This is a genomic window from Streptomyces sp. NPDC050610, from assembly GCF_040654875.1.
Taxonomy (GTDB): Bacteria; Actinomycetota; Actinomycetes; order Streptomycetales; family Streptomycetaceae; genus Streptomyces.
In genome coordinates this window covers 49,177-64,055 of the sequence record NZ_JBFAIV010000024.1, presented here as the reverse complement: position 1 = coordinate 64,055, position 14,879 = coordinate 49,177, and the positions used below count along the sequence as shown (strand labels likewise).

General features: G+C 72.1%; 13 protein-coding genes. 9 read left to right on the top strand and 4 right to left on the bottom strand.

The genetic code is table 11. The features are described from left to right. Positions 1-116: 116 nt before the first annotated feature. On the bottom strand, positions 117-2,243 hold the full coding sequence (locus AB0I22_RS26780; RefSeq protein WP_363133462.1) for a glycosyltransferase: 2,127 nt from the start codon (positions 2,241-2,243) through the stop codon (positions 117-119). Between the two features lie 219 nt (positions 2,244-2,462). Beyond that, complete coding sequence (locus AB0I22_RS26775) at positions 2,463-4,058, bottom strand: glycoside hydrolase family 20 protein (RefSeq protein ID WP_363133461.1); 1,596 nt, start codon at positions 4,056-4,058, stop codon at positions 2,463-2,465. Positions 4,059-4,421: 363 nt separating this feature from the next. Between AB0I22_RS26775 and AB0I22_RS26770 the strand changes: the two genes are divergently transcribed. The 6 genes from AB0I22_RS26770 to AB0I22_RS26745 all read left to right on the top strand — a co-directional run bounded on the left by AB0I22_RS26770 (position 4,422) and on the right by AB0I22_RS26745 (position 9,025). Continuing rightward, positions 4,422-4,979: a 2-oxo-4-hydroxy-4-carboxy-5-ureidoimidazoline decarboxylase gene (locus AB0I22_RS26770; protein ID WP_363133460.1), complete on the top strand. Its 558-nt coding sequence runs from the start codon at positions 4,422-4,424 to the stop codon at positions 4,977-4,979. 271 nt (positions 4,980-5,250) lie between these two features. Continuing rightward, the gene (gene sdhC, locus AB0I22_RS26765; RefSeq protein ID WP_363133459.1) at positions 5,251-5,631 is read left to right on the top strand and encodes a succinate dehydrogenase, cytochrome b556 subunit; all 381 of its coding nucleotides are present in this window, start codon (positions 5,251-5,253) and stop codon (positions 5,629-5,631) included. A 1-nt stretch (position 5,632) separates the two neighbouring features. Further along, the gene (locus AB0I22_RS26760; RefSeq protein WP_363133458.1) at positions 5,633-6,103 is read left to right on the top strand and encodes a succinate dehydrogenase hydrophobic membrane anchor subunit; all 471 of its coding nucleotides are present in this window, start codon (positions 5,633-5,635) and stop codon (positions 6,101-6,103) included. Positions 6,104-6,126: 23 nt separating this feature from the next. After that, positions 6,127-7,881, top strand: coding sequence for a succinate dehydrogenase flavoprotein subunit (gene sdhA, locus AB0I22_RS26755; protein WP_363133457.1), 1,755 nt, complete (start codon positions 6,127-6,129; stop codon positions 7,879-7,881). Continuing rightward, a complete protein-coding gene (locus AB0I22_RS26750) occupies positions 7,881-8,663 on the top strand; it encodes a succinate dehydrogenase iron-sulfur subunit (protein ID WP_363133456.1) in 783 nt (260 codons plus the stop codon). Before sdhA ends, AB0I22_RS26750 begins: the two co-directional genes overlap by 1 nt. A gap of 137 nt (positions 8,664-8,800) precedes the next feature. Continuing rightward, positions 8,801-9,025 (top strand): hypothetical protein, encoded by a 225-nt coding sequence (locus AB0I22_RS26745; protein WP_363133455.1) that lies wholly within the window; start codon positions 8,801-8,803, stop codon positions 9,023-9,025. 51 nt (positions 9,026-9,076) lie between these two features. Here the strand turns inward: AB0I22_RS26745 and AB0I22_RS26740 are convergent, their stop codons facing one another. Further along, positions 9,077-9,808, bottom strand: a complete 732-nt coding sequence (locus AB0I22_RS26740) for a PIG-L family deacetylase (protein WP_363133454.1) — start codon at positions 9,806-9,808, stop codon at positions 9,077-9,079. Between the two features lie 377 nt (positions 9,809-10,185). Between AB0I22_RS26740 and AB0I22_RS26735 the strand changes: the two genes are divergently transcribed. From AB0I22_RS26735 to AB0I22_RS26725, 3 genes are all read left to right on the top strand, one after another. Beyond that, on the top strand, positions 10,186-10,275 hold the full coding sequence (locus AB0I22_RS26735) for a hypothetical protein (protein WP_037967594.1): 90 nt from the start codon (positions 10,186-10,188) through the stop codon (positions 10,273-10,275). After that, complete coding sequence (locus tag AB0I22_RS26730) at positions 10,275-11,060, top strand: ATP-binding protein (protein WP_363133453.1); 786 nt, start codon at positions 10,275-10,277, stop codon at positions 11,058-11,060. The genes AB0I22_RS26735 and AB0I22_RS26730 overlap by 1 nt, the downstream gene beginning before the upstream one ends. 111 nt (positions 11,061-11,171) lie before the next feature. Further along, complete coding sequence (locus AB0I22_RS26725; RefSeq protein ID WP_363133452.1) at positions 11,172-12,980, top strand: DUF4132 domain-containing protein; 1,809 nt, start codon at positions 11,172-11,174, stop codon at positions 12,978-12,980. A gap of 318 nt (positions 12,981-13,298) precedes the next feature. Here the strand turns inward: AB0I22_RS26725 and AB0I22_RS26720 are convergent, their stop codons facing one another. Beyond that, entirely contained in the window at positions 13,299-14,822 is a 1,524-nt protein-coding gene (locus AB0I22_RS26720) for an ABC transporter substrate-binding protein (RefSeq protein WP_363133451.1), read from the bottom strand. Positions 14,823-14,879: the final 57 nt, after the last annotated feature.

Sequence of the window (14,879 nt, the reverse complement as noted above, 5' to 3'; positions counted from 1 at the left end):
CGCCTGGCGATGCGGCGGGCGGCGGCACCCGTCCATACTGCCGCCGCACCCGCCGAAGTTCGATGCCGGGGAGCCGGACACCTCGTCGGCGTCCGGCTCCGGCTCCGGCGCACGCCTCACGCCGACTCGTCGGCGGCGTCCTTCACCGAGACGGTCAGGTCGTTGGTGACCGTGAAGTACGGGCGCAGCCGCACCTCGCCGCGTGCGGCGGCGGGGAAGGTGTCGACGCCCTTGCGGTCCGCGAAGTCGCCGCGGAGGCGGCCGACGCGGACGAGTTCGGCGCCCTTCGACGGGCGTACCCACAGGTCCCACAGGTCGGCCTCGGCACCGCGCCGCTCGGCCATCGGTCCGTACGGGAGGCAGCCGCTGTGGTTCTCGATCGGGGCGCGCACGTCCCCGACGGAGCCGTCGCCGCCGCGCAGCCGGGCGATGAGCTCCGCGCCGTCGCCGAGCCGCATGCCGCCGAGGGCGGGGCCGACGTCGACGGCGACCGTGATGCCGTCCTCGCCGACCAGCACCTCGGCGGCCTCGGCGTGCACGGCGCGCTGCCAGGTGCGTACGGCGAGGAAGCCGTCGCTCGTCTCGTACGGGACCCAGTGGCCGACGCCGTCGCCGGTCTCGGTGAGCGGGAGGTTCAACAGGCGCTTCTGCTCGACGAGTTCGGCCGCGAGGCGACGGCGGGTCTGCTCGCCGGAGCGCTCCACGTAGCTGTCCCAGCGGCCCTCGGCCATGGTGTGCGCCGACCGTTCGACGCGGACCTCGACGCGCTCGCCGGGCAGCCGCCGCTTGGGGAGTTCGACGCGCAGCGACTCCTTGCCCTTGGTGCCGCGGTGGCGCAGCAGGAGGTGGGTGTCGGCGGCGGCGAGCTGTTCGGCGCGGAGCGCCACGGTCAGGGTGCCGTCGCTGTCGACGGCGCAGCGGGCGCCGGGGTTCGGGTCGGACGGGCTGTGGGCGGGGCCCGTCTTCTTCTTGCCGCCGGCCTTGGAACCGGACTTGGCCCCGGCCTTGGACGCGGACTTGCCGCCGCCGAACAGGCCGCGCAGCAGCCCGCCCTTGGCCGGGGCGGCGGTCGTGGAACCGGGGCGCAGCTCCTCGAAGAGCTGCTCGTAGCGGCCGGCGATGGCGGACGGCTCGTAGCGGTGGGCGGTCCGGCGGGCGGCGGCGCCCAGCGTGCGGCGGAGTTCGGCGTCGCCGGTGAGTTTCAGGAGCGCGTCGGCGTAGGCGTCGACGGCGTCGGAGTCGTCGAGGGGCACGAGGAGGCCGTCGGTGCCGTCGGTGAGGATCTCGCGCGGGCCGTACGGGCAGTCGGTGGCGACGACGGGGAGGCCCGCGTGCATGGCCTCGACGATGGTCATGCCGAAGGACTCGGCGTCGGAGGCGACGGCGGCGATGGAGCCCTTGGCCCACTCGGTCTCGATGGGCGAGCGGGCGCCCATGAGCAGCACCCGCTCGTACAGTCCGAGCCGCTCGATCTGCTTGCGCAGCTTGGCCTTGGCGGGGCCGCGGCCGTAGATCCGCAGGTTCCAGTCGGGGCGGTCGGCGGCGACCTTGGCGAAGGCCGCGATGAGCCGGTCGTAGCGCTTGACGGCGACGAGGCGGCCGGCCGAGACGATGGTGTTGGTGGCGCCCGCGCCGAGGTCGGCGGATTCGGCGGCGGGGGCGGGCACGGCGTTGGGGATGCACAGGATGCGCGCGTGGGCGTCGGGGAGGGCCTCCCGGTAGTGCCCGGCGTCGGCCTCGGAGACGGTGGCGAACGCGTCGAGGGCGGCGATGGCGGGGTCCATCACCTCGTGCAGCTCGGGTACGTGCGCCTCGTGGGTGAGGTGCTCCTGGCCGAGGCGGAGGTAGCGGTCGCTGCCGTACTCGGCGAGGTAGCCGATGAGCTTGGGGCGGGTGGCGATGACGACGTCGGCGTCGGTGGCGGCGAGGTGCGCGGCGACGCGCTGGTCGGTCAGGGCGGTGGCGGCCATCCGGCCGTTGTCGATCCGCTCGTCGCGGAAGAGGGCGCTGGGCCGCTGGTTGAGCGGGTCGGCGTACTCGTCGGTGTCGGCGCCCTCGCGGAGGTCGACGAGGGGGGTGACGGGGACCCGGGGGTCGATCGTCAGCTCGGGGGCGTCCGCCGGGCGGTTGACGCTCGTGATGCGGACGTCGTGCCGGTCAGCTAGTGCTGCGGCGAGGTTGACGGTCGAGCGGATCGTGCCGCCGATTCCGTACGCGTTGTGAATCAGAAATTCGATCTTCATCGGGCCCTCGTTCAGGTGCGCGGGAGCGCGAACGCGCACTCCGCCGTGGCTAGATGCGCGAGCATCGGCATTGGTTGTCCCCCATAGTGACAAGCCTTGCTGTGGCGCGGTGCGGCCCGGGGCCCTACTGCCAGGTACCGCGGGGCCGGGGGGACGGCGGGCCTCGCGGGCGCGACACGATCATCGGGACCCGCGGCCAGAACACGACCGCCCCGGCTCTCAGTGCTCGACGCGGTCGGCGAGCGCCGTGAACTCCTTCCAGGGCAATGCGGGGCGGCGCGGGTCCCACAGCTTCTGGGCCAGGGCCCGCAGCGGCAGCCGGATGCCGCGCGCCACCTGCTGGGTCGTCTGGGCGTCGGGGATGTCGCCCCAGATCGCCAGCCGGCCGCCGAGCACGCGGTCCGGTCCGGCGAGGGAGGCGGGTACGGGATCGGTGCCGCGCAGCACGGCGGGCGTCCACCGCTCGTAGATCCGCTGCCCGGTGGGGTAGCGGAACTGGTTGGGCTGGCCGAGCACGTAGTAGAGGAACTCGTCGTTGAGGTTGACGAGTTTGCGGCCCTCCTTCAGATACTCCAGCGGGTCGCGGGCGCCGATCTCGGTGCCGGTCCAGTACTCGATCTCGCGGTTCTTGTCGGTGGCGACGACGCCGCCGGCGTGGACGCCGTCGTTCCACACCTTGGCCTTGCCGCCGAGGGAACGCACGGTCGCCGCCCGGTCGTTGAGCCACCCCGTCGCCAGGTCCTGGACCTTGGCGTCGGGCCCGTACTCGGCACGGGCCGCCTCCGCGAGGCCGGGGTACGAGCTCTCGGGGTCCCTGGCCATGAGGGCGAGGTACTCGTCGCCGCCGAGGTGCGTGTACGGGCCGGGGAACAGCGGGGCGTACTCGCGCAGCAGGTCGTCGACGACGCGGGCGGCCTTCTTGTCGGAGATGTCCGCCGCGCCGCGGGCGGGGGTTCCGGAGGCGTTGCGGAGTTCGAGGCCGGGGTGGGCCTTGAAGACCGCGCCGAGGTGGCCGGGCGAGTCGATCTCGGGGATGACCTCGATGTGCAGGCTGGTGGCGAGGTCGGTGATGTGGCGCAGCTGCGCCTTGGTGAGGTGCTGGTCGGAGACGATCTCGGGGTGGCTGCCGCTCTCGATGCGGAAGCCCTGGTCGTCGGAGAAGTGCAGGCAGAGCTGGTTGAGCTTGAGGTCGGCCATCTCGCGGAGGCGGGCCTCGATCCAGTCGGCGTCGAAGAACTTGCGGGCGATGTCGAGGTTGAGGCCGCGCTGGGGCCGGTCGGGGCGGTCCCGCACGCTCCCTTCGGGCACCTGTCCGCCGGAGCGCACGGCCTGTACGACGGTGCGGGTGCCGTAGAAGGCGCCGGCCTCGTCCGCTCCGGTGATCACCACGCGGCCGTCGCGGGTGGTCATGGTGTACGACTCGGGGCCGCCGTCGTGGCCGAGGCGGAGTTCGACGTCGCCGCGGTGGGCGGGGCCGGAGGCGGTCCCCAGGTCGAGGTCGCGGGCGAGGAGGCGGGCCGATTCGCCGAGCGGGCCGCTCGGGTCGGCGATGACGCGGGCGGTGCGCGAGGGCCGCCAGCCGGGGCCGCGGGCGGCGTCGAAGTCCCGTACGGCGGGGATGGTGCGGGGCGGCTTGGAGAGCGGGCCGGTGGGGGCGGGGGTGGGCGTGGGGCTCCGGGCGGGCGCGCTGGGGGTCGTGGGGCCGTCGTCGCTCGGCCACACGATGAGGGCGACGACGACGGCCACGACCACGGCGGCGCCCGCGATGGCGGCGCGTACGGCCGCTGCTCGGCTGATCCTGCGGGGCAACCGCATGGCGCATACCTCCTGTTTCATGATTTTCGTGGTGAATCCGGGGCGTCATGACGAATTCGGAGTGTCATGGTGAATTCGGGGCGTCAGGATGATTTCGGGGCGAAGGTATTGGGTGTTGCCCCTTCAGCCGTCAGTTACGCGCCCGTAGGCCCTCACGTCCGGGTGAAATTCGCGCATCCGTCGGACAGTGGCCGAGTTGCATCGCTACGGTGACGACTCAATCCCCCTCGCCTCACCCTTAACCCCTTCCCCACCCCTTGCCCCACTCGCTACGCGCCCGATCCATGCATCCGATCCGGCCAGCTGACCCGGCCATCCGGCCCGGCCACCAGCCCCAGCCGCCCGACCCAGCCCGAGGAATTCATGCACCACGGCCTCGACCGCCTCAACTCCGCCGCACCCCGAGCGGCCGAGGAAGCCCTGCGCGCCTGCTGCGGCAGCCGCCGGTGGATCGAGCGGATCACGGCCCACCGCCCCTACCCCGACCTGGACGCGCTGCTCGCCGCCGCCGACGAGGCGGCCTACGATCTCACCCCCGCGGACCTCGCCGAGGCGCTCGCGGGCGAGCACGCCGCGCACCACCCGCCGCTGGCCGCCGACGGCGACGACCCGGCCGGCCCGCCCGGTCCGGGCACGCTCGCCGCATACACCGCGCTACGGGCCGCGCACGCCGCGTACGAGAGCAAATTCGGCCATGTCTTCGTGATCTGCCTGGACAGTTTCGCGCCGGAGGAGGCGCTGGGCCAGGTGCTGGCCGCCATCCGCGTCCGGCTCACCCATGAGCCCGACGAGGAGCGCGCCGTCACGGCCGACGAGACGCGCCGGCTCGCCCGCGGCCGGCTGGCCCGGCTCGTCACGGAGGCCCGGCTCGTCACGGAGGCCGCGCCCGTACCGGACGCGCAAGGGTGCCCGGGAGCCTGAGCGGCGCGCCGCGCGCATACCGCCCGCTTCGAACGCCCGTACGAACATACGCCCCGAAATCGGGCTTCCAGGGCGGTCCGCACCCCTCCCGAGTAGGCCGTACGTGCCTGTTTGATCACACCTAAGGACCCCGGGCGAGCGAACCGACACGTCGTCGCTACGATGGCCAGGGCCGGTGGACCGTACCCGGCCGGGCCCGACCGACAGTGCTCCTCTCTTACCTGTTAGAAGCTGGCGGCAGCCCCCAATCCCCGCTCCCGGAGGGTTTTCAGTGCCGGCTGGAACGCTGTACCGCGGCCGGGAAGGCATGTGGTCCTGGGTGGCTCATCGAGTCACTGGCGTCCTCATTTTCTTCTTCCTGTTCGTGCACGTCCTCGACACCGCTCTCGTCCGCGTCTCTCCCCAGGCGTACGACGACGTCGTAGCGACGTACAAGACGCCCATCGTCAACGTGATGGAGTACGGCCTGGTGGCCGCCATCCTCTTCCACGCGCTCAACGGCCTGCGGGTCATCGCCGTGGATTTCTGGTCGAAGGGCCCGAAGTACCAGAAGCAGCTGCTCTGGACCGTCGTCGGCGTCTGGGTCGTGCTGATGGCCGGCGCTTTCTACCCCGTGCTGCAGCACACCCTGCGCACGCTGTTCGGGAGCTGAGATGTCCTCCGCAGAGACCACAACGCCGCACGACTCCGTGTCGCTGTACGACGCGGAACACCCGGCTCCGGTGATCGAGCCGCCCCGCGCGCGTACCAAGAAGACCCCCAAGTCGACCCGCACCAACTTCGAGATGTACGGCTGGCTCTTCATGCGCCTGTCCGGCATCGTGCTGGTCGTCCTCGTCCTCGGCCACCTGCTGATCCAGCTCGTGCTGGACGGCGGTGTCTCCAAGATCGGCTTCGCGTTCGTCGCCGGCCGCTGGGCCTCGCCGTTCTGGCAGGTGTGGGACCTCACGATGCTGTGGCTGGCGATGCTGCACGGCGCCAACGGCCTGCGCACGGTCATCAACGACTACGCGCAGCGGGACAACACCCGCTTCTGGCTGAAGATGCTGCTCTACACCGCCACGGTGTTCACCGTCCTTCTGGGCACGCTGGTGATCTTCACCTTCGACCCGAACATCCAGTAGACCCCGGGGCTGAGGCTTAACCCATGAAGATTCACAAGTACGACACCGTGATCGTCGGCGCCGGCGGCGCCGGCATGCGCGCGGCCATCGAGTCGACGAAGCGCAGCCGTACCGCCGTGCTGACCAAGCTCTACCCGACCCGCTCCCACACCGGCGCGGCGCAGGGCGGCATGGCCGCCGCCCTCGCCAACGTCGAGGAGGACAACTGGGAGTGGCACACCTTCGACACGATCAAGGGCGGCGACTACCTGGTCGACCAGGACGCCGCCGAGATCCTGGCGAAGGAGGCCATCGACTCGGTCCTCGACCTGGAGCGGATGGGCCTGCCGTTCAACCGGACGCCCGACGGCACCATCGACCAGCGACGCTTCGGCGGCCACAGCCGTAACCACGGCGAGGCCCCCGTCCGCCGGTCCTGCTACGCCTCGGACCGCACCGGCCACATGATCCTCCAGACGCTGTACCAGAACTGCGTCAAGGAGGGCGTGGAGTTCTACAACGAGTTCTACGTCCTGGACCTGCTGCTCCAGGAGGTGGACGGGGTCAAGAAGGCCGCCGGCGTCGTCGCGTACGAGCTGGCGACCGGTGAGATCCACGTCTTCCAGGCGAAGGCGATCATCTTCGCCTCCGGCGGCACCGGCAAGTTCTTCAAGGTGACCTCCAACGCGCACACCCTGACCGGCGACGGCCAGGCCGCGGCCTACCGCCGCGGGCTGCCGCTGGAGGACATGGAGTTCTTCCAGTTCCACCCGACAGGCATCTGGCGGATGGGCATCCTCCTGACCGAGGGCGCGCGCGGCGAGGGCGGCATCCTCCGCAACAAGGACGGCGAGCGCTTCATGGAGAAGTACGCGCCCGTCATGAAGGACCTCGCCTCCCGCGACGTCGTCTCCCGCTCCATCTACACGGAGATCCGCGAGGGCCGCGGCTGCGGCCCCGACGGCGACCACGTCTACCTGGACCTGACCCACCTGCCGCCGGAGCAGCTGGACGCCAAGCTCCCGGACATCACCGAGTTCGCGCGTACGTACCTGGGCATCGAGCCCTACACGGACCCGATCCCGATCCAGCCGACCGCGCACTACGCCATGGGCGGCATCCCGACCAACGTCGAGGGCGAGGTGCTCCTCGACAACACCACCGTCGTGCCGGGCCTGTACGCCGCCGGCGAGGTCGCCTGCGTCTCCGTGCACGGCGCCAACCGGCTGGGCACCAACTCGCTGCTCGACATCAACGTCTTCGGCCGCCGGGCGGGCATCGCCGCCGCCGAGTACGCGGCGAAGAGCGACTTCGTCGAGCTGCCCGAGGACCCGGCCTCGCTGGTCGCCTCGCAGGTCGAGTCCCTGCGCGACTCCACGGGCACCGAGCGCGTCACCGAGCTGCGCAAGGCGCTCCAGGAGTGCATGGACGCCAACGTGATGGTGTTCCGCACCGAGCAGACGATCAAGACCGCCGTGGAGACCATCGGCGCGCTGCGCGAGCGGTACAAGAACGTGTCCGTGCAGGACAAGGGCAAGCGGTTCAACACCGACCTGCTGGAGGCCATCGAGCTGGGCAACCTGCTCGACCTGGCCGAGGTCATGGCCGTATCGGCGCTGGCCCGCAAGGAGTCGCGCGGCGGTCACTACCGCGAGGACTACCCGAACCGCGACGACGTCAACTTCATGCGGCACACCATGGCGTACCGCGAGACGGACTCCTCCGGCAAAGAGACGATCCGCCTCGACTACAAGCCGGTCGTGCAGACCCGCTACCAGCCGATGGAGCGTAAGTACTGATGAGCACCCCCACGATTGACAAGGCCGACGGGCATTCGGCCTCCTTGGACGCGCTGGAGGCCGACAAGGGCCACCTGGTCACGGCCACCTTCCGAATCCGCCGGTTCAACCCGGAGGTCTCGGCGGACGCGGTCTGGGAGGACTTCAAGCTCGAAATCGACCCCAAGGAACGGGTCCTCGACGCCCTCCACAAGATCAAGTGGGAGCTCGACGGGACGCTGACCTTCCGGCGCTCCTGCGCGCACGGCATCTGCGGCTCCGACGCGATGCGCATCAACGGCAAGAACCGCCTCGCGTGCAAGACGCTGATCAAGGACATAAACCCGGACAAGCCGATCACGGTCGAGGCCATCAAGGGCCTCACGGTCCTCAAGGACCTCGTGGTCGACATGGAGCCGTTCTTCCAGGCGTACCGCGACGTCATGCCATTCCTGATCACCACGGGCAACGAGCCGACCCGCGAGCGCCACCAGACCGCCGAGGACCGCGAGCGCTTCGACGACACCACCAAGTGCATCCTGTGCGCCGCGTGCACGTCCTCGTGCCCGGTGTTCTGGAACGACGGCCAGTACTTCGGCCCGGCGGCCATCGTCAACGCGCACCGCTTCATCTTCGACTCGCGCGACGAGGGCGGCGAGCAGCGCCTGGAGATCCTCAACGACAAGGACGGCGTCTGGCGCTGCCGGACCACCTTCAACTGCACCGACGCGTGCCCGCGCGGCATCGAGGTCACGAAGGCCATCCAGGAAGTGAAGCGCGCCCTGATCACGCGCCGCTTCTGAGCTTCGCCCGGGTCTCCACTCCGGGCTCGCGCACCGAGGCCCCGCATCTGTCTTCGGACGGGGGCGGGGCCTTTCGCTGTGGGGCCTTGGGACACGGGATTCCCGGTCGCTGTCCGGCGGGCTCCTATAGTGGCGGGATGGCGCCATCGACAATTCGGGTCCCGCGGGAGATCCGCGACCACCTCGCCGAGCTCGCCAAGGAGCGCGGCATGACCATCGGCCAACTGGTCGAGGCCCTGGCCGCCGAGCAGCCGACCGCCGATCAGCGTGCCGAGCGGCTGGCCGCCGCTCGGGAGACCGTACGCCGCCTGGGCGGCGCCGACATCGTCTCGCTCGGGATGCCCGGCCCCGGCCTCCACTGACGGCTCCCGGCCGGCGACAGGGCGGAGCAGCGGCCGTCGGCCGCCATGGCGCTAGCTCAGTTCCCAGACCAGTTCGGACTGGAGGGGGCCGGGGTGGCGGAGGTAGGTCTTGTGGTCCACGGCTACGGGGGCGAGCTGGGAGGTGTAGCAGAGGACCGCTTCGCGTTTGGCGATCCATTCCTCTTCGGTGAGGTGGAGATCCTGTACGACGTCTAGGCGGTACTGGGACTTCAGGTCGCGGTACGCGCTGCCGCGGTCGCTGCGTTCCAGGGCGGCTGACGCCTCGTCGGTGCCCCATTCGTCCGACGCGCCGGAGTAGGGGAGGTCGGCGTAGACCCAGGGGCGGGGCGCGGCTTCGGCGCCGGGGCGGGTCGCGAGGGCGGCGAGGGCCTGGTCGCGTACGGCCTGGTGGTCGCGTTGGTTGGTGCCGAGGGGGAGCAGGACCCGGGTGGTGAGCGGCAGGGCGGCGAGGAAGTCGGTCAGAGCGGTCAGGGGCTCGCTGTTGCGGTACGGGCCGTCGGCGTGGTCGAGGAGCACCTGGTCGACGCGCATCAGGGCGCACGCGCGGGCGTCCTCGGCGAGGCGGGTGCGGTGGGTCTCGGCGGTCGAGGTGAAGCCGCAGACCGAGTCCCAGTAGGAGAGTTCACTGTCGGCCGGGGCCGCGGCGGCGTGCACGGTGACGACGGCGGCGGGCCCGTCGAGGCGGCGCAGCAGGCCGGCGAGGGAGAGGGCGGCGTCGTCGAAGTGCGGGGATATGACGACGGTGGTCCAGGGGCTGGGCACGTGGTTCTCCGGCGTGTTCGGGCGGGCGGGGTCGGTCGGAGCTACCACGACGTTCCGCTCGGGAGAGTGCCGCCCTTGCGTCGAGCCATCGGGCCAGGTCCAGACCAACGAACGTAGCAGGCGCTCACTTCCGCCACCAGAGCGTAAGCGAGTAATCAGCGGGACTGAAGGTGTTGTTGGGACTGAGTGTTCTTCCCGCACCCGCCGCACCCCACCCGCCTCACACCATCAGGCGAAAGCCCGTCAAATTGGCGTCAAGGTGTGCGCGATATGCGCCAGAGGGCCGTCAACAGGGGTCCCTATAGGCAGTGGCGCGCGATGCGCTACGGAAGCCGGCTTCCTGCCCCGGCCCCCGACCCTCATGCATGGAGTGCGCAGTGACTGTAGAGAACGTCGTCGGTCTCGTGATCGCGGCCGTGCTGGTCGGGCTCCTGCTCCTCGCGCGCGCCTTCCCGGACCGGTTCTGATGCCGGGACGCCCCGCGGGGCGGCCGGCGCACGACCCGTTGTTACGCGACCGGCCGCCGAGGGCCCGGCCGCCGCAGAACCGACCACCGCGCAACCAGCCCCCGGACGCCGCCGACCAGCTGCGCACCGCCATGCTGGCCGCCGTCAGCCACGACCTGCGCACGCCGCTCGCCGGCGCCCTGGCGGCGGTCGGGTCGCTGCGCAGCCGCGACGTCGACTTCAGCGCCGAGGAGCGCGACGAACTCCTCAGCGCCACCGAGGAGTCGCTGGCCCGGCTGGGACGGCTCGTGGACGACCTGGTGGACATGAGCCGGCTGCAGACGGGGATGCTGCGGCTGCGCCCGCGGCCGACCGGCTGGAGCGAGGTGCTGCCCGCCGTGCTGAACCGCTTCGCGGGCGCGGACGTGACCGTACGAGGCGTGGCCGCCGCGCCCGCCGTACGCGCCGACCCCGCGCAACTGGCCCGCGTACTGGCGCATCTGCTGGCCAACGCCCTGCGCCACTCCCCCGCCGGCCACCCCGTCTCGGTGGCCGCCGAGGCGCACGCGGGCCGCGTGGAACTGCGGGTCACCGACCGGGGCCCGGGGCTGACGGGCGCGGCCCGGCAGGGGGCGTTCCTGCCCTTCCAACGGCTCGGCGACACCGACAACTCGACCGGGCTGGGGCTGGGCCTCGCGCTCTCCCGCGGCCTGGCGGAGGCGATGAGCGGGACGCTCACTCCGCAGGACACCCCCGGCGGCGGCCTGACGATGGTCCTGTCCCTGCCGGCCGCCGAGCCGGGCTGATCCCGGCCGCCGCGAGCCGACCTCGCCCCCGGCACTGTCAGTGGTGCCGCCTATCGTCTTCTGTACGGGGCCGGTGGGATCGGGGAGCGGGATCGGGGAGGGGTGCGCACCATGGCGGTGGGCGAAGAGGGCGTGGTGTCGTGCGGTCTGCCGCCGGACATCCTCGACGACGGCGACGCGTACGGCCCGGCGATGCGCGCCGCGCACCCCGCGCTGCTCGGCTCCCCGGGCGTGCCCGCGCTCCTGGGCCACTGCCGCCGCGTGGCGGGCGGCGGCGGGCGGGTGACCGGGCGCTGGCGGCGGACGGCGGCGGTGCTGCTGGCGGCGGCGCCGCGGGCCGGTGAGGCGGTGGAGGCGCTGCTGCGGGGCATCGCGGAGCAGGAGGAGCACACGCTGCGGTCCGGGGCGCAAGGCATCGCCGGAGAGGGCAACGGCGAGCTGGTGCGGGGGCTGCTGTGGGCGGCGGCCGAGAGCGCGCGGGGCGGCGGAACACCGGACGCGGCACCCCCGGAGGACGCGACGCAGGCTGCGCGCGCCGGCCGGTTCGTGGCCCTGGCGGGGGCCGTCGCCCTCCGCGCCGGGGCCGGGATGGGCGGGTCCGGCGGCCGGTGCCGCCATGGGCGGATCGCCGCGGCAGCCGTCGCCGTGCTCGGTTCGTTCGGCGGCGCCCAGGGGGAGCCGGCCGCCCAGGAATTGGAACGGGTCCGGGGCGAGGTGCGCAACCGCACCGTGCTCAAGGGTGTGGACAGGGCGCTGGAGGAGATCGTCGCGCGCGGGGGCGTCGCCCCGGGGCGGGTGGGCGAGGGGTCGGCGCCGACCGTGGGGCTGGACGCGCGCGGCATGCGGGAGGAGCAGCTCGGCCCGTACACGGCGGTGCTGTCCGTCTCCCCCACCGAGGCCGACCTCTCCTTCCGGGGGCCCGAGGGCCGGGTGCTGAAGTCTCCGCCGAAGGCGCTGCGCGCGGAGTACGGCGCGGAACTGGCCGAGCTGCGCGCGGCCTTGAAGCGGCTGCGTACCCTGCTGCCCGCCGAGTGCGACCGGCTCGCGGAGCAGTTGGCCGGGGGCACGGTCTGGCCTGCCGAGGAGTGGGCCCGGCACTGCCTGGACCACCCGGTGACGGGCGCTGTGGCCCGTACGCTGCTGTGGGAGGCGAGCGACGGCGCGGGCGGCGCGTGGACCGCCGGGTTCCCGGAGCGTACGGGCGGCGGCTGGGCGCTGGCGGGGGCGGGCGGCACGGCGGACCGAGTGGAGGCGGGCGCGCTGCTGCGGCTGTGGCATCCGGTACGGGCCGGGGCCGAGGAAGTGCGCGTGTGGCGGGAGGAGTCGGCGGACCGCGAGCTGAGACAGCCGTTCCCGCAGATCTTCCGCGACGCCTGCCGCCCTGGCCGGGCGGAGCGGGACGCGCCCGGGGAGTCCGCGCGCTTCGCGGGCCGCCTGCTGCGGTACGGGGCGGCGAAGACGCTGATGGCGAAGGCCGGCTGGACGGGCGGGCGGCTCGGCTACGCCGATGCGGAGCGGCGGGCGGAGGCGGTACGGACACTGCCCCGGCCGGGCGAACTGCGCCGCAACGAGGGCGAGTTCTGGCGGGCGCGACTGCTCGTGGAGCTGGTACGGCCGGAGGAGGTTCCGTACGGGGCCGAAGGGCTGGGCGGGGGCGAGGGCGGGGACGGCGGCGGTCCGGCCCTCTGCTCGACGGGCCCGGTGCGCTTCGAGCGCCGCCAGGGGCCGCGCGGCGCGTGGACTCCCGTCGCCCCGGCGGACGTTCCGGCCCTCGCCTTCTCGGAGGCGATGCGCGACGTGGGGCTGTTCGTGGCGGGCGCGGAGGCCGTGCCCGCGGAGCCGGCCGCACCGTCGGAGGCGACCGTACCCGCGCAGGCGGCCGGAACCGCTGGGGAGGTCGGGGCCGAGGCGAGAACGTAGGCCGGTTCCGCGAGTGAATTCGCCGAGCGGGATCGATTCAGGTCCACGGCTCCGTGACTAACACCGAGCAGGCCAACCGCACTCGTGCGTATGCACGTTCACGCTGTGGCCGCTCACGGGAGAAACACTGGACACCGTCTAAACGTCGGTCAGTGCTGCGGTGAACAGTCCGGCCGCGCTCAACTTACGCAAGCTAGACATGAGTTGCACTCCTCGCTCTGCGGTAGTGCGCTGATCGCTGTGCACTCCCGTAGAGGCGTTCGCGACCACCCGGGTTCCCGCCCGGCCCGGGTCGTCCGGATCGCCCGTATCGAGCCCTCAGATCCGGTTGAGCTTCCACAGCCGCCAGATGCTGGTGCCGTCCGACAGGTACTGCGTGCCGGAGATCGACTTGCCGCTGAGTACGTAGTCTTTCTTCTGCCACAGCGGCAGCATCGGCACATCCTGGGCGACCGTCTTCTGGATGGTCCGGAAGTCGCCGGCCGTGCGGCCGCGCAGGTCCTCGCGCTCGGTGTCGCGGATCAGCTGCTCGATGCCGGAATCGCGGTAGCCGGAGTGCAGGGAGGAGTCCGCGCCGACGAGCGGGGAGATGAAGGTGTCGGGGTCCGGGAAGTCGGCGAGCCAGCCGACGCAGTAGGCGTCGTACTCCCCCTTGGCGTAGCCCTCCTGGAACCTCTTCCACTCCACCCACTTGACGTTGACCTTGAACAGCCCGGTGGCCTCCAGCTGCTTGCGCAGCGTCGCCGCCTCGTCGCCGGTGGCGGCGCCCTGGGAGTAGGCGAGATCGAAGCCGACCGGGGTGGTGATCCCGGCGTCCCGCAGCAGTTTCCGGGCGCGCGCCGGATCGGGCTTCTGGTAGGCGTCGAAGAAGGGGGTGCTGTGGCCGGTGAGGCCGCGCGGGATGAGGGAGTAGAGCGGTTCGACGGTGCGGTGGTGCACGTCGCGGGCGATGGCCTCGCGATCGACGACGGCGGCGATGGCCTGCCGCACGGCGCGGTTCCGCATCGGCGAGCCGGAGCGCACGTTGAAGACCATGGAGCGGGTGGCGGCCCCGGAGTTCTCCATGACCCGCACGTCGTTGTCGGTGGGCGAGAGCGCCGCGAGGTCGGTGGGCGGCATCTGCCGGGCCACGACGTCGACGGTGCGGTCCTTCCAGGCCCGGCTCATCTTGGCCGGGGAGGAGAAGAAGCGCACGGTGGCAGCGCCGCCGACGTTCTTGACCGCGCCCGAGTAGTGGGAGTTGGGCTTCAGTTCGGCGGCGGAGCCCGGCGCGTACCCCTTGAGCACGTACGGTCCGGAGCCGCTGACGGCGCTGTCCGGGCGGAGCCGGTCGGCGGGGTAGCGCCGGGGGTCGACGATCGACCCGGCCCCGGTGGCGATCTTGAACGGGAAGGTGGCGTCGGGGACGCCGAGGTGGAAGACCACCCTGCGGCCGGCCGCCTGCACCGAGGTGAGGGTGGCGAGGAGCGGGCCGGGGCCCTGCTGCGACTTGATGCGCCGAATGCGGTCGAAGGAGTATTTGACGTCCTCCGCCGTCACGTCACGGCCGTCGGCGAAGGTGAGCCCGTCGCGCAGCTCGCATACGTACGTCCGCAGCCCCGAGCTCTGGAAGGCGCAGCTCCGGGCCGCGTCGGGCACGGGCTTGTCGGAGCCGGGCGAGAAGGTCAGCAGCGACTGGTAGAGGTTGCTGAAGAGTTCCCAGGACCCGGCGTCGTACGCGCCGGCCGGGTCGAGCGAGGTGATCGTGTCGGTCGTGCCGACGGTGATCGGCCCCTTGTCCTTCTTGTCGGGCGAGATGAGCTGGCAGCCGCCCGCCCCCACGGCCACCACGGCCGCGCACATGAAACTCGCCCATAACCGGCCCCCACGCATCCCCGTGCCCCCTCCGCCCAGTGATGC